13 protein-coding genes are annotated in these 15,770 nt (G+C 72.6%); 4 read left to right on the top strand and 9 right to left on the bottom strand.

What is annotated here, in order from left to right; all coding sequences use genetic code 11:
* Positions 1-239: 239 nt before the first annotated feature.
* The 4 genes from AB0M29_RS28840 to AB0M29_RS28855 are packed head-to-tail and all read right to left on the bottom strand — an operon-like array spanning position 240 to position 4,388.
* On the bottom strand, positions 240-1,223 hold the full coding sequence (locus AB0M29_RS28840) for an NADPH:quinone oxidoreductase family protein (RefSeq protein WP_365387780.1): 984 nt from the start codon (positions 1,221-1,223) through the stop codon (positions 240-242).
* Between the two features lie 20 nt (positions 1,224-1,243).
* On the bottom strand, positions 1,244-1,855 hold the full coding sequence (locus AB0M29_RS28845; RefSeq protein ID WP_365387783.1) for a TetR/AcrR family transcriptional regulator: 612 nt from the start codon (positions 1,853-1,855) through the stop codon (positions 1,244-1,246).
* 44 nt (positions 1,856-1,899) lie between these two features.
* Positions 1,900-3,597, bottom strand: a complete 1,698-nt coding sequence (locus AB0M29_RS28850) for an AMP-binding protein (RefSeq protein WP_365387786.1) — start codon at positions 3,595-3,597, stop codon at positions 1,900-1,902.
* Positions 3,594-4,388, bottom strand: coding sequence for an SDR family oxidoreductase (locus tag AB0M29_RS28855; RefSeq protein WP_365387945.1), 795 nt, complete (start codon positions 4,386-4,388; stop codon positions 3,594-3,596). The genes AB0M29_RS28850 and AB0M29_RS28855 overlap by 4 nt, the downstream gene beginning before the upstream one ends.
* Before the next feature lie 221 nt (positions 4,389-4,609).
* Between AB0M29_RS28855 and AB0M29_RS28860 the strand changes: the two genes are divergently transcribed.
* Positions 4,610-5,941 (top strand): serine-threonine protein kinase, encoded by a 1,332-nt coding sequence (locus AB0M29_RS28860; RefSeq protein WP_365387788.1) that lies wholly within the window; start codon positions 4,610-4,612, stop codon positions 5,939-5,941.
* A gap of 63 nt (positions 5,942-6,004) precedes the next feature.
* On the opposite strand, the gene AB0M29_RS28865 is transcribed toward AB0M29_RS28860, so the two are convergent.
* The 3 genes from AB0M29_RS28865 to AB0M29_RS28875 all read right to left on the bottom strand — a co-directional run bounded on the left by AB0M29_RS28865 (position 6,005) and on the right by AB0M29_RS28875 (position 10,405).
* Positions 6,005-8,752, bottom strand: a complete 2,748-nt coding sequence (locus AB0M29_RS28865; protein ID WP_365387791.1) for a penicillin acylase family protein — start codon at positions 8,750-8,752, stop codon at positions 6,005-6,007.
* A gap of 142 nt (positions 8,753-8,894) precedes the next feature.
* Entirely contained in the window at positions 8,895-9,638 is a 744-nt protein-coding gene (locus AB0M29_RS28870) for a methyltransferase domain-containing protein (RefSeq protein WP_365387793.1), read from the bottom strand.
* Positions 9,635-10,405: a helix-turn-helix transcriptional regulator gene (locus tag AB0M29_RS28875; protein WP_365387796.1), complete on the bottom strand. Its 771-nt coding sequence runs from the start codon at positions 10,403-10,405 to the stop codon at positions 9,635-9,637. Before AB0M29_RS28875 ends, AB0M29_RS28870 begins: the two co-directional genes overlap by 4 nt.
* Before the next feature lie 86 nt (positions 10,406-10,491).
* Between AB0M29_RS28875 and AB0M29_RS28880 the strand changes: the two genes are divergently transcribed.
* From AB0M29_RS28880 to AB0M29_RS28890, 3 genes are all read left to right on the top strand, one after another.
* Complete coding sequence (locus tag AB0M29_RS28880; RefSeq protein WP_365387798.1) at positions 10,492-11,547, top strand: LLM class flavin-dependent oxidoreductase; 1,056 nt, start codon at positions 10,492-10,494, stop codon at positions 11,545-11,547.
* A gap of 216 nt (positions 11,548-11,763) precedes the next feature.
* The gene (locus AB0M29_RS28885; RefSeq protein WP_365387800.1) at positions 11,764-13,197 is read left to right on the top strand and encodes an amidase; all 1,434 of its coding nucleotides are present in this window, start codon (positions 11,764-11,766) and stop codon (positions 13,195-13,197) included.
* Positions 13,198-13,345: 148 nt separating this feature from the next.
* Positions 13,346-13,807 carry a MaoC family dehydratase gene (locus AB0M29_RS28890; RefSeq protein WP_365387801.1) on the top strand — a complete coding sequence of 154 codons (462 nt, stop codon included), beginning with the start codon at positions 13,346-13,348 and terminating at the stop codon, positions 13,805-13,807.
* Between the two features lie 33 nt (positions 13,808-13,840).
* Here AB0M29_RS28890 and AB0M29_RS28895 read toward each other — a convergent pair whose 3' ends face one another.
* Together AB0M29_RS28895 and AB0M29_RS28900 are read right to left on the bottom strand one after the other, a co-directional pair.
* Positions 13,841-14,458 carry a TetR/AcrR family transcriptional regulator gene (locus AB0M29_RS28895; protein WP_365387803.1) on the bottom strand — a complete coding sequence of 206 codons (618 nt, stop codon included), beginning with the start codon at positions 14,456-14,458 and terminating at the stop codon, positions 13,841-13,843.
* Positions 14,459-14,564: 106 nt separating this feature from the next.
* A complete protein-coding gene (locus AB0M29_RS28900) occupies positions 14,565-15,716 on the bottom strand; it encodes an acyl-CoA dehydrogenase family protein (RefSeq protein WP_365387805.1) in 1,152 nt (383 codons plus the stop codon).
* Between the last annotated feature and the right edge of the window lie 54 nt (positions 15,717-15,770).

A 15,770-nucleotide genomic window follows, 5' to 3' on the forward strand; every position in this document is an offset into this window, starting at 1 on the left:
AATCCGAAAGTCCCCATCCCCCGCGGGGGGGTGGGCCCCGCCCCCCGAGGGGGCGCGGGGAACTGCGCGACCAGCCCATGACCTGGCTGCAGGTCACCACCGGCCCCAGAGGGGCAGATCGGTTGTCTTCGGACCACCGGCCGGTGGGGGCTGATCGCGCAGTTCCCCGCGCCCCTAACGGGGCTAGGTCTTCCGCCAGCGCAGCGCGCTTCCCCGCGCCCCTTCGGGGCACTTCCGCTTCAGGGGAGGACGACGAGGCGCCCCACCGTCGTACCGTCAGCGACCCGCTGGACGGCGTCGGCGGCGGCGCCGAGAGCAAGCCGTTCGCTGACGAACGGCTTGACGTCTCCCGCGGCTGCCAGCCGGCACAGCTCGTCGTGGGCGTGGCGGACCGCGACGGGGTCGTGGGTGTTGTAGAGGCCCCAGTGGAGGCCGAGGATGGCGTAGTTCTTGACGAGGGCGTGGTTGAGGCCCGGGGCCGGGATGGTGCCGCTGGTGAAGCCGACGACGACGATGCGGCCCTCGAAGGCGATGCACTTGGTGGAGCGGGTGTAGGCGTCGCCGCCGACGGGGTCGTAGACGACGTTGGCGCCGCGCCCGGAGGTGGCCTCCTTGACGACGGCCACGAAGTCCTCGCTGTGCCGGTCGACGACGATGTCGGCGCCCAGGTCCCGGGCGGCCTTGGCCTTGTCGGGGCCGCCGACGACACCGATGACGGTGGCGCCCGCCGCCTTGCCGAGCTGGACGGCGGCGCTGCCCACGCCGCCCGCGGCGGCGTGCACGAGCAGGGTCTCGCCGGGCCGTAGCGCGGCCCGGCGGTGCAGCCCGAACCAGCCGGTCTGGTAGCCGATGTGGAGGGCGGCGGCCTCGGCGTCGTCGAGGGCGTCGGGCGCGGGGAAGACCCCGGCGGCGGGCACGACGGCGTATTCTGCGAAGGCCCCCGCGGGCAGCGCGGCGGGGGTGATGACGCGAGTCGCGGGTTCAAGTCCCGTCACTCCCTCGCCGAGCGCGACAACCTCGCCGCACATCTCGACACCCGGGGTGAAGGGCAGCGGCGGCCGGATCTGGTACTGACCGCGGCAGAGCATCGCGTCGGGGAAGTTGACCCCCGCGGCGCGGACCCGCAGCAGCACCTCCCCCGGTCCCGGCTCGGGGGTGGGGACCTCGTCGAGGCGCATCGCCTCGCGCGGCTCCCCGTTCTCGTGCACACGCCATGCCTTCACGTGGGTACTCCCGGAGGGTGTCAGTGCCGCCGCACCGAGTGCAGCAGCAGGTCGGAGAACTCGGTGGCGACCTGCTCCGCGGACAGCGGGCCGTCCTCGCGGTACCAGGTGCCGAGGTGGTGCACCGAGCCGAAGAAGAAGTCGACGACGAGGTCGGGGCGCAGGTCGGCGCGGAAGTGGCCCTCGCGCTGCCCCTCCTCGACCAGCGACCGGAACTTCTCGTGGTAGCGGCGGCGTTCGGCCCGTACCGCCTTCTGCTTCTCGGGGCTGAGCTGGTGCATCGAGCGGAAGAAGATCTTGGTGTCGTCGAGGTTCTGGATGCTGGTGACCACGACGTCGGCGGCGGCCTCGGCCAGCCGCTCCCGGACTCCGCCGTCACCGGCGGCGATGGCGTCCAGCCGCTCGGTCTGCAGCCGCAGCACGCGGCCGTAGATCTCGTGCAGCAGATCGTCCTTGGAGCCGAAGTAGTGGTAGAGCGCGCCCTTGGTGACGCCCGCCGCCTCGACGATCTCCTGCACGGACGTGCGGTCGTAGCCCTGCTCCGCGAAGAGCCTGGTGGCCTCGGCGAGCAGCCGCTCGGGTACCGCGATGCCCGTACCCCCGCCGGTGCTCCCCGTCGCGTTGCGTGCCATGGCGCTGACCTCTCTCCGTACTCACATGCCGACCGGTATGGACCCTATCCGGCCCGGACCTTCAGCTCGCGCCGGAGGATCTTGCCGGTGGCGGTCTTCGGCAGTTCGCCGAGCACCTCGACCTCGCGCGGGTACTTGTACGCCGCCAGCCGGTCCTTGCAGTAGGCGACGAACTCCTCACCGGCGGTGGTGGCGCCCGGCCGCAGACTGACGTACGCCTTGACGCTCTCGCCGCGGTACGCGTCGGGGACGCCGACGACGGCCGCCTCGCGGACCGCGGGGTGGGTGTAGAGGACGTCCTCGACCTCGCGGGGCCAGACCTTGAACCCGGAGGCGTTGATCATGTCCTTCTTGCGGTCGACGACGTAGAGCCAGCCGTCCTCGTCCATGAACCCGATGTCGCCGGTGCGCAGTTCGCCGCCGGGGATGGCGGCCGCCGACTCCTCGGGGCGGTTCCAGTAGCCGGGCACCACCATGGGGCCGGTGACGGCGATCTCGCCCTGCTCCCCGAAGGGCACCTCGGCGCCGCTGTCGTCGAGGATGCGGACCATGGTGCCGGGGCCCGGCACACCGACGGCCAGCGTGCCGGACGCGGGGTCGACCGGCGCCTCGGAGCCGGGCGGCACGGTCGCGCAGGGCGCGGTGCACTCGGTCAGCCCGTAGCCGTTGGCGAGGTAGAGCCCGCCGGTACGGTCCCGGAACGCCTCGACCACCGCGGGCGGCAGCGGCGCGCCGCCCGAGGAGACCAGCCGGAAGGACGCGAAGTCCGCGGCGGTCGCGTCGGGCCTGGCCATCAGCGCCATGAAGGCGGTGGACGGACCGACGGTGTAGACCGGCCGGTGCTCGCGGAAGGCGTCGAGCACCACGCCGGGCTCGAACCGGTACGCCAGCGCCACCGTCTGCCCGCCCGCCAGGCCCGCGCCGAGCTGGCAGACCATGCCCGTGATGTGGAAGAGCGGCGCCATCGCGAAGAGCACGGCGTCATGGTCGAAGCCGTGGACGCGCACCTGCCGGTGGGCGTTGTACGAGATGTTGCCGTGGGTGTTGAGCGCGCCCTTGGGGCGGCCGCTGGTGCCCGAGGTGTAGCTGATCAGCGCGGTCGCGTCGGCCGTCGGCAGCGGGATGTCCGGGCGGGTCCCGGTGACGGCGGCGCGGGCGGCCGTCAGCAGGTCCTCGGCGTCCGCCGCGGGCAGCCGCCCGGGCGGCAGTACGCGGGCGTCGTCGCGGGTCTGCAGGTCGAGTTCGCAGGCGGTGAGCGCGAAGCGGACCGGCGAGGCCGCAGCGGTCTCGCGCACGTAGCCGTCCCAGGCGCGCTCGGAGCAGACGATCCCGGCCGCCTCGGCGTCGGCGAGGATGTGCGCCAGCTCGTCGGCCTTGTACATCGGGTTGACCGGGATGACGGCGCCGCCCGCCTTCCAGGCGGCCAGCAGGGCGATGACGAACTGCGGGACGTTCTGCAGCATGACGGCGAGCCGGTCGCCGGGGGTGAAGCCGCGGGCCGCCAGGTGGTGGGCGAGCCCGTCGGACAGCTCGTCGAGTTCGCCGTAGCTCATCCGCGCGTCGAAGTAGACCAGCGCGGTGTGGCCGGGGTCGCGCCGGGCGGCGTCCAGGAAGCTGTGCAGCACCGACGGCGGCGCCTCCACGGGCTGCCGCTGCTCCTCGGTGAAGTGCTTGAGCCACGGCTGGTCGGCGTAGCGGGTGGGGCGGCCGGCGCCGTCCTCGCTCTTCGGTGTGCTCGTCACGCGTCCTCCCCTGCCTGCTCGCGCTCCTTGGCGGACAGCTCCTCGTAGGTGCGCTGGAAGCGGTTCATGCCGCCGATCCAGCGGTCGGTGTCGGTGGCGCGGGCCGCGTAGTAGTCGGCCACCTCGGGGTGCGGAAGGATCAGGAAGCGGTCCTTGGCGATGCCGTCGAGCACCGCCTCGGCGACGTCCTCGGGCTCGATGGCGTTGGGCGCCAGCACCAGGTCGCCCGCGATCCCGGTGGAGCGCAGCATCGCGGTGCGCACCCCCTGCGGGCAGACGGCGTGCACATGGACACCGCGGTGCTTGTAGGTGAGCGAGAGCCACTCGGCGAAGGCGAGCGCGCCGTGCTTGGTGACGGAGTACGGCGCCGCGCCGATCATCGTCAGCAGCCCGGCGGCGGAGACGGTGGACACGAAACGGCCGTCGCCGCGCTCCAGCCACTCGGGCAGCAGGGCGCGGGCGGCACGGACATGGCTCATCACGTTGACGTCCCAGGCCAGCTCCCAGGCGGCGTCGTCCGCCTCGGGGCCGCCGCCGGTGCCGACCCCGGCGTTGGCGCAGAACACGTCGATGCCGCCGCCGAGGGCGGTGCGGGCGGCGGGCACGATCTCGGAGGCGTCACCGGGGACGACGGCCGCGCCGATCTCGTCGGCGACCGTACGGGCGGCGTCGGCGTTCAGGTCGTTGACGACCACCCGGGCACCCTCGGCGGCGAATCTGCGGGCCAGGGCGGCGCCGATACCGCCGCCCGCTCCGGTGACGACCACCCGGGCGCCGCGCAGTGCTTCCACGACCACGATCGTGTCTCCTTCGACTCGATGCGACTCGACTCGGTTCCGGCTCGGTGCGGACTCCGCCCCCACGGGCATACTAAGCGGTTGGTCACCGAACCGGAAGGGTTGCTCCGGACCGCGCCCGATACCAGCGGAATTCACCCTACGAGAGGGATGGACGGCACGCCGGACCACCAGGATGATGCGCCCAGAGCAGACAAATGGAGCAGGGGGACGCCATGACCGTGACGAGTGTGCAGCCCTACTGGCAACTGACCTTCGACGCGGACGGCGACCCCGACGCGGGCGAGCGCGACCACCTGGTGGCCCAGGTCCCCGCCCAGGACATCACCGACCTGGTGGTCTTCTCGCACGGCTGGAACAGCGACATGTCCGGCGCCACCGCCCTCTACGACAGCTTCTTCGCCCCCTTCCCCGGCCTGCTGGGCGCCCAGGCGCACGTCCACTTCGGCTACGCGGGCGTGATCTGGCCCTCGATGCGGTTCAGCGACGAGCCGATCCCCAACTTCCCCCACGCCACGGCCCTGGCGGAGGCTCCCGCCCCCGGCGGCCTGGACGCCCGCGAGCGCGCCGCACTCGTGCAGGTCTTCCCCGGCAGCGAGCCCCTCGTCGACCGGCTCGCCGAACTCCTCGACCAACGCCCCCCGGACGACGCGTCGCTGGCGGAATTCGCGACCCTGGTCCGCTCCCTCACCGGCGTCGCGCCCGGCACCGCCGCCGCGCGGTTCGCCCTGGACACCGGGGACGCCTCGGGCCTCTCGGAACCCGCCATGCTCAGCGGCGAAGTCGCCGCCGTCTGCGGCGAGTTCGCCGACGCCCTGCGGGACGCCGGCGTCGACCTGGGCCCGGACGAACCGCCCGGCGGCGAAGCCCTGTTCGGCGGCTGGGGCAAGAAAATCTGGGACGGCGCCAAGGAGTTGCTGCGCCAGGCCACCTACTACGCCATGAAGCGACGCGCGGGCACCGTCGGCCAACTCGGCCTCGGCCCGCTGCTCGGACGGCTGGCCCAAACGTCGCCGAACACCCGGATCCACCTGGTCGGCCACAGCTTCGGCGCCCGACTGGTCTCCTTCGCCCTGCGCGGGCTGCCCCCCACCGCCCACAACGTCGCCTCCGTCACCCTCCTCCAGGGCGCCTTCTCCCACTACACCTTCAGCGGCCCCCTCTCCTTCGACCCCAAGGGCGGCGCCCTGAGCGGCCTCCAGCGCCGCGTCACAGGCCCCGTGGTGGCCTGCCACTCCAGCCACGACCAGGCCCTCGGCGTCTTCTACCCCCTCGCCTCCCGCCTCGCCGGCGACGCCGAGTCCCTCCTCGGCCTCGACGACCGCTGGGGCGCCCTCGGCCACGACGGCTTCCAGTCCACCGACGGCTGCGGCACCCTCACCCTTCCCCAAGCCCTCGCCGGCCCCTTCCCCACCTCCGGCTGCGTCAGCGTCGACGTCTCCGACGTCGTCTGCCACGGCGGCCCCCCCTCCGGCGCCCACAGCGACATCTGCCACCCCGAACTGGCAAGCGTCGTACTCCGCGCGGCAGCCTGCCTCCCTGACTGAGAGCCCATGCGAGGGGGCCGGGGGGAGCCCCCGGCCCCCCGACCCACGCCCACGCCCCACCGATCACCGATGCGTCGGATACTCCACAACCTGCTGGAACGTCGGCCGGTTCTGCCAAGCGATCCGGTCATCCGTGACACCGCCGAGCGGCCGCTGCACGATCGAGTCGGCGCACCACTGATCTCCCGCCGCACACCCGCTCGCGTCAGCCGGGTAGACCGTGGACGCCGGCACCGCCGCCGCCTGCTTCAGCGTCGACAGCAGCATGTCGCGGCACGCGGCCACCTGCCCACCACCGCAGTACACCTGCTCCAGCCCCCCCTGCACCGGCTTCCCGAGCACCCGCCGCAGATCCTTGTCCGCGTACGACCACCAGCCGTACTGGAACGAACTGCCCGCGTGCGCACCCGTCGGCCCATGACCGGCGGACGGCGACTCGTCGATCGAGAGATCCCCGGTCAGCGCGGTGTACAGATCACTGCCGAGCCCCGACTGGAACTCGCCCGCGACCAGCAGCGGCCACCAGGCGTCCATCACCCGCACCGCGTCCGCATTGGCGTACACGTGCGAGCCGGGCGACGTCTCGTGCCGCTTGGTGCCGGCCGCCTTCCAGGCGGTCAACTGCTGCACGGCGGTGGCCTCCTGCGGATCCGTCACCGGCGCGGTGTTGATCACCTGCAGCAGATCGGGCAGGACGTCCTCACCGCGCAGATCGGTCAGCGCCGCGTCCGCCATCGCCTTGACGAGCGAGGCACGGGTGACGCCGCCCGCCTGGACGAGGGCCTTCACCCGGGAGTCGAGCAGATCGGCGCGGTGCACCGAGCCGTTGCCGAACCCGGCGGAGGTGTACCCCTTGGCCTGCTTGTTGTTCCAGGACACGTAGTAGTCCTGGTCCACCGACTGCGGATGCTGCGCGGGCGGGGTGTAGCTGGCCGTGTTGGTCACCGGGTCCCAGCCGCGCCAGTCATACGCGGCCTGCGCCCACACGGGCAAGGAGGCGTCGACGCCGTCGGCCCGTACCGGGTTGGTGCCGCTGTTGTAGTACGCGGTCTGCCGGGAGTCGGCGTAGAACCAGTTGAAGGTGTAGTTGATGTTCTGCGCCGCCTGCTGGAAGGAGGCGGCGTCATGGACGAAGCCCGGGTCGTTGAACATCTGGAAGCCCAGGATCGAGTCGGCCTCGTGCCGGTACGAACTGCGCAGCGACGTGTACGCGACCGCCTTGCCGCCCACCGTCGCCCGGTACTGCACGATGCCGTACGCGGTCCGGTAGATCTGCATGCGGTACGAGCCCGCCGCGGTGGAGTCCGCGACGGTGGGCGTCCAGGAGTTGGTGCGCTCCAGCTTCTCCATGGGCACGCAACTGCCGTGGAAGAGGTAGTGCGTGGCGTCCTGGCACAGCTCGACGGCGTAGGTGTCGGTGACGTCCTGGCTGGCGGAGGTCGCGCTCCAGGAGTAGTCCTGGCCGCGGCCCAGCTCGATGTACATCCCCAGTCCCGCGAAGGAGGCGCCGCGGGCGCTGATGCCGGGGCCCTGCAGTTCCTGGAGCATCAGCAACTGTGGCGCGAAATAGCCGGTTTGCGGACCGAAGACGGCGACCGGGTGGCCGCTGGCGGTGTGCGCGCCGCTGACGACGAGCGCGTTGGACATGCCCTTCTTGGTGGAGAAGAGGTTGGCGGGGAGCACTCCCTGGCTCTTGGTGGTGGCCTGGGTGGCGCCGCCGGTCGCGTCGTAGACGAGCGGTTCCGGGGTGACGGAGCCGGGGTCGGGCAGCGCCTCGCCCTGCGGCTGCGCCGGCTTGCCCGCGTACGGGAAGCTGGTGCCGTCGTGCACGGTGGCCGTGGCCTCGGGGTCGTCCCGCTCGCGGAAGGACTCCCAGACCTTGCTGCCCTCGTCGACGCCGTACTTCTGCTGCGCGGCCGCGAGCGAGAGCGCGGACTGCACCTCGCCGCCGCCGCCCGTGCCGAACAGCGCGCCGATCACCGAGGCGAGCGCGATCAGGTCGGTGAGCTTGAAGGGCTCGATCGTGCCGGCGTTGGTGATGGCGTCCATGTGCCCGGTGAGCACGTACTCGCCGGGGAAGTAGCGGCCGTTCTTGGCGGCGGTCAGATAGGCGTTGATGCCGTCGACGTACGCCTGCGCGTCGGCGAGCGCCTGCTGGCCGCGGGCACCGGTGCCGTTGGCCAGCCGGTCGACCTGGTCCTGCAGATCGGCCTCGGTGTACGGGGCCTGCTGCCAGAACTCCTGCTCGAGGCCGCGGTTGGCGGCGGCGCCGCCCGCGAACGACGACAGCTCGCCGCGTCCGACGTGCCGGAAGAGGTCCATCAGCCACAGCCGGTCCTGCCCGGCCGCGTATCCGGCGCCGAACTCCGTGCCCTGCCGGGTGGTGCCCTTGATGTGCGGGATCCCGGTCTTCTTGTCCCGGGTGATCGTCACGTCGGAGCGCGGGCTGATCACCGAGGCGACCTGACCGCTGGGCACGCCGAAGGACGCGTCGTTGAAGAAGTTGGTGACGGTGGCGTCCGTCAGGCCCGGATACCCGTCCGCGAGCGAGGCGTACGGGCCGAGTTGGTCCATGGTGTGCGCCGGGCGGGTGCCGAACACCTTGTTCGCCAGGATGTCGGCGAGGGTGGCGTTCCCGTTCTCGCCCGGCGGCAGGATGTCGGCGCACTGCCCTGCGCAGTAGTCCGCCGTGCCGTCCGCGGCGTGTGCCGCCAGTGGCAGGGGGGCCACCAGCGTCGCGCCGAGTGCCAGTAGTGCGGCGGCGGTGGCTGTTCTCCACTTGCCGATCCGTCGTGGGGTCCGTAGCGGCATGTCTGCTCCTTCCGGAAACCGGTGCCCGGACGTTACCGCCGGTACGCCGTCGCCGGAAGATGAACATGCGTCAGCTTTTCAGTTCCCCCACAATCGGTGGGCCGTGCCGGGCGTCGACGCGGCGCGGCCCGCCGACGGGTCGTCAGGCCGCGCGCAGCACGAACGCCCCCCAGCCCACGTAGCGGCGGTTGTACCCGAGATGGGCGCGGCGGTGCTGGTCGAGGAAGGTGCGCATGTCGGCGGCGTCGGGGTGGTCGGCGGGCGCCGCGCGCAGCCAGTCGGAGATGGCGAACCACTGCTCGGCCGCGTAACGGTCCCAGCTGTCGCCGTCGGCGAGCACCATCTCGACCAGTTCCATGCCCGCCGCCTCGAACCGGTCGAGGGTGCCGACCAGCGAGGTGAAGTCGTCCTCGTCGGCGCCCAGCGCCGCGTACGCCTCGGGCGGGGCGGGCTCCGTCCAGTACGGCTCGCCGATCAGCATCAGCCCGCCGGGCCGCATCGCCGGGCGCAGCAGGTCGATCGTGCCCGCGAGACCGCCGCCGATCCAGGTGGCGCCGAGGCAGGACACGACGTCGAAGGCCCTGGGCAGCGCCTGGTACGCGCCCGCGTCCCCGCGGACGAACGTCACCCGGTCGGCCACCCCCAGCTCCGCCGCCCGCTCCCGCGCCGCGCCGAGGAACACCTCGCTGAGGTCGACCCCCACTCCCCCGGTGCCGTACCGCTCCGCCCACGTGGCCAGCATCTCGCCCTTGCCGCACGCCAGATCGAGCAGTTGCTGCCCCTTCCGCAACCGGCAGATCCCGCCGAGGAGCGCCAGCTTCTCCTCGGTGATCGGGTTCAGGACGCGGTGCCCGGTCTCGGCGATCTCGTGATGGCGCAGGCTCATACGGTTCCTTGTGCGTTCAGGGCCTCCGCGGTGGCGCGGTCGGCGGGGAGGAAGGCTTCGAGTTTCAGCTCGGCAATGGTCACATCGGCGGCCGTGGCGAAGACGGCCACCGTGGTCATCAGGCGCAACAGGCCGCGCGTGGTGTCGAGTTCCATGGGGACGGCGAAGCCGAGCAGCGCGTCGGCACCGGGGGCGGCGGCGGGCACATAGGCGGAGAGCTCCTCGTGGAGGGCGGCGAGCCGGTCGTCGGGGCTGCGGCGCAGCTCTTCGCGGACCGCCTCGATGACGTGCCGGGCCCACTGCGGGAAGTTGCGGATCCGCGGCGCGAGGCCGTCCGGGTGCAGCGCCAGCCGCAGGATGTTCGCGTGCGGGCCCAGCAGGTCGGGGTCGGAGCCCTCGGTCATGATGTCGAAGGCGGAGTTGGCCACCACGACGTCCCCGTAGTGGTCGACCACGATCGCCGGGTACGGCAGATGCCCGGTGAGGATGTGGTCGAGCGCCTCCAGTGCGGGCGCCAGCGCCGGGTCGTTCAGATCCCGCTGCGGGTGGACGGGGGCGAAGCCCGCGGAGAGCAGCAGTCCGTTGCGCTCGCGCAGCGGCAGCCCCAGCGAGTCGGCGAGCCGGGCGACCAGTTCCCTGCCGGGGACGGAACGGCCGTTCTCGATGAAGCTGATGTGCCGCTGGGTCGTGCCCGACCGTACCGCCAGTTCGAGCTGGCTGAGGTGCCGCCGGTTGCGGCTGTCACGCAGTGCCTGGGGGAAGTCCACGCCCCTTTTCTAACCCGGCTCCCGGCGTACGGCCATTCCCTGCCGGGAATTGAGGGCATACACCCGCGCGGCGCACGATCGGCCCCATGACAAGCGAGAACACGTACACGTACGGAAGCGGCCAGGACGCGCCGCACGCTCACGACACCACCGGCGACGACGGCCGCGTACGGCTCGGCGTCTTCGTACCGGCCACGGCCGCGCAGTGGGGTGACGGCACCGATCCGCGGGAGGCCATCGCCTTCGGGGTGCGCGCCGAGCGCACCGGGTTCGACTCCTTGTGGGTGACCGACTCGCTGCTGACGCCGCGGATCGAGGCGCTGACCGCGCTGGCCGCGCTGGCGACCGTCACCGAACGGGTGACGCTGGGTACGGCGGCGCTGCTGCCCGCGCTGCGGCCACCGGTGACCGCGGCGCAGACCATCGCCTCGATCGACCTGCTGTCCGGCGGCCGGCTGGTGCTGGCGGTGGGCGCGGGATTCCCCGGTCCCTTCGGCGAGCCGGTGTACGCGATGGCGGGCACGCCCTGGCCGAACCGCTTCAAGCGGCTCGACGAGACGGTGGAGTTGTGGCGGCGGTTGTGGACCGGGGAGGGTCCCACCACCTTCCACGGCGAGGTGCTGGACTTCGACGACATCGCGCCCGCCACCCCCGCCTTCCGCCCCCAGGGCCCGCCCATCTGGCTGGGCGGCGCCACCCCCGCGGCGCTGGCCCGCACCGGCCGGCTCTACGACGGCTGGCTGCCGTACCCGCCGCGGCCCGCCGACTACGCCACCGGGATCGCCGCGGTGCGCAAGGCCGCGGCGGACGCGGGGCGCGGCGACCAGCCGATGGCCCCGGCCCTGTTCGTGAACGTCCTGCTCACGGACGCCGCGGACGGCGGGCGCGCCGAACTCGACACGTTCGCCCGCAACAACTACGGACGGCCGATCGAGATGCTGGAGCAGATCCAGGCGATGGCCGCGGGCACCCCGGAGGCGGTGACCGAGCGCCTCGCCCAGTACGTCGCCGCGGGCGCCCGCCACCTCGTCATCAGGATCGCCACCCCCGACATCCCCACCCAGACCGCCCAACTCGACCGCCTGGTCGCCCTGCGGCCCGCCCTGGAATCCGTGCTGACGCGCCGGCCGTCGGCGGTGTAGCGGACGGGGTGCGCGGGCCCGCGCACCCCGGGTGCGGCCGGTGGGCGCGGGCAGAAATGGCCGGAATTGCCCGGGTCGCGGCGCTGCCTGCGGATCCCCGCTGTCGGGCCTGGTCGCACGGGCGTCGCCAGGTGGTCCGGGGGGCTGGCCGCTACCCGCCGGTAGTGCGAGGATCGCGGCGGCACGGGGGTGTCGAGCGGAGGGCGGGAGCGCGAAATGGCCGAGTTGCACGATCTGACGGCGACGGAACAAGCGGCGGCGGTACGCGACGGATCGGTGTCACCGGTCGAGCTGACCGAGCACTATCTGGACCGGATCGACCGGCTGGACGCGGCCCTCGGCGCGTTCATCACGGTGACGCCCGAGCTGGCGCGCAAGCAGGCCGCCGACGCCGAGGCGCAGGCGCTCGCCGCCCGCCGCGAGGGCCGCGAACTGCCGTCCCTGCACGGCGTCCCGGTGCCGGTGAAGGACCTCAACTTCGTGGCCGGAGTGCGCTGCACCCTCGGCAGCGCCGCCTTCGCCGAGCACGTCCCCGACACCGACGACCATGTGGTGACCCGGCTCAGGGAGGCCGGGACGATCCTGCTCGGCAAGACCAACACCCCCGAGTTCGGCCTGCCCTCGTACACCGAGAACCGGCTGGCGCCGCCCGCGCGCACCCCCTGGGACCTGGAGCGTTCCGCGGGCGGTTCCAGCGGCGGCGCCGGGGCCGCGGTGGCGGGCGGCCTCGCCCCGATCGCGCAGGGCAGCGACGGCGGCGGGTCGATCCGCATCCCCGCCTCCGCCTGCGGCCTGTTCGGCATCAAGCCGAGCCGCGGCCGGGTCAGTTCGGGCCCGGTGCAGCACGACGTGAGCGGGCTGAGCACCTCCGGAGCGCTCGCCCGTACCGTCGCGGACGCGGCGACGCTGCTCGACATCCTGGCGGGACCCGCCCCCGGCATGCCGTACGGCGCCCCCTCGCTGCCGCCCGGCGAGAGCTTCACCTCGTACGCGCGCCGCGATCCCGGGCGGCTGCGGGTGGTGGCGCTGGCCGACCCGCCGGTGCCCGGCATCCCGCTGCACCCCGACTGCCGGGCGGCGTACGACGGGGCGGCGGCGCTGCTGCGCGATCTCGGCCACCAGGTGGACGAGATGGCGCTGCCGGTCGACGACGCGATCCGGGAGGCGTTCACCACGGTGTGGTCGGTGATGGCGACCCTCTGGCCGGTCGCCCCGCACGACGAGGAGCTGCTGATGCCGCTGACCCGCCATCTGCGGGCGGACGGCAACAGGATGAGCGGTCCCGCGTTCGCGAACGCGCTCTACGGCTTCCGCGCACTCGGCCAGCTCGTCGCCGACGCACTGCTGTCCTCGTACGACGTGATCCTCACCCCGACGCTGGCCCAGCCGCCCTCGGTGGTCGGCGCGCTCCGGAACGACGCGGACCCGGCGGCCGAGTTCGACGCCATCGCCGCCTTCACCCCCTTCACGCCGCTCTACAACGCCACCGGCCAGCCCGCGGTGAGCCTGCCGCTGCACTGGACGGAGGACGGGCTGCCGATCGGCGTGATGCTCGGCGGACGCTACGGCGACGAGGCGACGCTGTTGTCGCTGTCCGCCCAGCTGGAGCAGGCCGCTCCGTGGGCGCACCGGCACCCGTCGGTCTGGTGAGCGCCGCGGCGGCGGGCACGGAGGCGACGGCTGACGGGGTGGAGCGCCGGGGAGGCGATTGACAGGCCGGGGGCTGCGGAACCATGCTGAGCAAGCGCTTAGAAACCCGCAGCCACCCTGACCCCCGGCACGCCCAGGAGGCACCCACATGTCGCAGCCCCGCATCTTCGGTTCCGTGGACGAGCTGCGTGCGGCCGTCGGCGAACAGCTCGGCTGGACCGCATGGCAGGAGGTCGACCAGAAGCAGGTCGACCTGTTCGCGGAGGCCACCGGCGACCACCAGTGGATCCATGTCGACCCGGAGAAGGCGGCGCTCGGCCCGTTCGGCGGCACGATCGCGCACGGCTATCTGACGCTCTCGCTGATCCCGTCGCTCACCCCGCAGCTCTTCACCGTCGAGGGTGTGCGGATGGGCGTCAACTACGGCGTCAACAAGGTGCGTTTCCCGGCTCCGGTGCCCACCGGCTCCCGGGTACGCGCCACCGCCGTGGTCGACGACGTGTCGGAGGTCGGCGGCGGCTTCCAGCTGGTGACCCGGGTGACGATCGAGCGCGAGGGCGGCGACAAGCCGGTCTGCGTGGCCGAGACCGTGGCCCGCTTCTACCTCTGAGGGACCCCTCCCCCTGAGGGACGCTGCCGCCGGTCACACCATCGGGCGGACCATGCGCAGGACGAGGTCGGCGTAGAGCGCGCCGACCTCGTCGGGCGTCCTGCGGCCTTCCGGGTTGAACCAGCGGGCCACGTCGATGCAGAGCGACAGCACCGCGAGGGTGGTCCCCGAGACCTCGGGCACGTCGAACTCGCCCGCCTTCACGCCGTCCTTGATGATCGAGCGGATCGCGTCCTCGCTCTGCCGCCGCAGGCCCACGATCTCCGCGTGGTGGTCGGCGGCGAGCGCGCCCAGCTCGTACTGCACGACCCGGCCGGTGGTGTGGTGCTCGGCGTGCCAGCGCACGAAGGCGCGGACCGCCGTCTCCAGCCGCTCGGCGGCGCTGCCGTCGGCGTCCCTGGCCTCGGAGAGCATGGCCAGCGAGCGCAGGTGGCCGACCTTGCTGATCTGGTAGAGCAGCTCTTCCTTGGTCTTGTAGTGGATGTACAGCGCCGCCGGGCTCATCCCCGCCCGGCCCGCGATGTCCCGCGTGGTGGTGGCGTGGTAGCCGCGCTCGGCGAACGCCTGGACCGCCGCGATCACCAGCCGCCTGGCGGCATCGGGGGTGACGTCTCCCCATGCCTCGCCGGTCACCGCTTCGTCCACACTCATCCCACGCTCCTCCCGCCGATCACCGGCGCCACCCTATCGCAGCACTGAGCAAGCGCTTAGATGCTAAGCGCATACCCAGCGGGGCGCGAGGTGACGCCGGACGGCGTCAGAAGGCGGAGACGCCCGTCAGCGCCCGGCCGATCAGCAGCTTGTGGATCTGGCTGGTGCCCTCGTAGAGCGTCATCACCCGGGCGTCCCGCAGGAGCTTGCCCGCCGGGAACTCGTCCACGTAGCCGTAGCCGCCGAAGACCTGCAGGGCGTTGTTGGCGCAGCGCACCGCCGCCTCGCCGGCGTAGAGCTTGGCGACCGAGGACTCGGTGGCGAAGGGCTGCCCGCGGTCGATGAGGTCGGCCACCCGCCAGGTGAGCAGCCGGGCGGCGTCCACGTCGACCGCGATGTCGGCGAGCAGTTCCTGTACGAGCTGGTGGCGGGCGATCGGCACCCCGAACTGCTCGCGCCGGCCCGCGTAGTCCACGGCCGCGTCCAGGCACGCCTGGGCGATCCCCACGCATCCCGCCGCGACCGACATCCGCCCCTTGGCCAGCGCGGACATGGCCACCGAGAAGCCCTTGCCCTCGGGCGCCAGCATCGCCGAGGCGGGCACCCGCACCCCGTCGAGCACGATCTCGGCGGTGGCCTGCCCGCGCAGCCCGAGCTTGCCGTGGATCTCGCGCCGGGTCAGGCCGGGGGTGTCGGTGGGCACCAGGAAGGCGCTGATGCCCCGGTGCCCCTCGGCGCCGCCGGTGCGGGCGAAGAGCAGCACCACATCGGCCCAGGTGCCGTTGGTGATGAACATCTTGCTGCCGGTGATCACATAGTCGTCCCCGTCGCGCACGGCGCGGGTGGTGAGGTTCGCGGCGTCGGATCCGGTGCCCGGTTCCGTGAGCCCGAAGCAGCCGACCGCGTCACCCGAGGTGAGCCGGGGCAGCCACGCGCGCCGCTGCTCCTCCGTACCCCAGTACGCGATCGACTTGGCGACCAGGCCGAGCGAGACGGAGACGATGCCGCGCACCGAGGAGTCGCCGCGGCCCAGCTCCTCGGTCACCAGGCAGTACGCGAGATGGTCGCCGCCGGAGCCGCCGTACTCCTCGTCGATGGTCAGCCCCAGGAAGCCGAGCGCGCCGAGCTTCTTCACGATGGCGCGGTCCACGCTCTCGGCCCGGTCCCAGGCGGCCGCGTGCGGAACGATCTCCCGCTCGGTGAAGTCCCTGGCCAGCTCCTTGACGGCGGCCTGCTCCTCGGACAGCTCCAAATTCACTGCGCCACGCAACCTTTCCCAAACTACCACCGCTAGTTTTAGGGCGGCAGCCTC

The sequence above is a fragment of the Streptomyces sp. NPDC051976 genome, from assembly GCF_040680795.1.
In the GTDB taxonomy this organism is placed as follows: Bacteria; Actinomycetota; Actinomycetes; order Streptomycetales; family Streptomycetaceae; genus Actinacidiphila.

Coding starts and splice junctions, on each gene's coding strand:
- AB0M29_RS28845 (WP_365387783.1), bottom strand. CDS start 1,855: ATGGCACGCAACGCGACGGGGAGCACCGGCGGGGGTACGGGCATCGCG.
- AB0M29_RS28860 (WP_365387788.1), top strand. CDS start 4,610: ATGACCGTGACGAGTGTGCAGCCCTACTGGCAACTGACCTTCGACGCG.
- AB0M29_RS28865 (WP_365387791.1), bottom strand. CDS start 8,752: ATGCCGCTACGGACCCCACGACGGATCGGCAAGTGGAGAACAGCCACC.
- AB0M29_RS28870 (WP_365387793.1), bottom strand. CDS start 9,638: ATGAGCCTGCGCCATCACGAGATCGCCGAGACCGGGCACCGCGTCCTG.
- AB0M29_RS28880 (WP_365387798.1), top strand. CDS start 10,492: ATGACAAGCGAGAACACGTACACGTACGGAAGCGGCCAGGACGCGCCG.
- AB0M29_RS28885 (WP_365387800.1), top strand. CDS start 11,764: ATGGCCGAGTTGCACGATCTGACGGCGACGGAACAAGCGGCGGCGGTA.
- AB0M29_RS28890 (WP_365387801.1), top strand. CDS start 13,346: ATGTCGCAGCCCCGCATCTTCGGTTCCGTGGACGAGCTGCGTGCGGCC.
- AB0M29_RS28895 (WP_365387803.1), bottom strand. CDS start 14,458: ATGAGTGTGGACGAAGCGGTGACCGGCGAGGCATGGGGAGACGTCACC.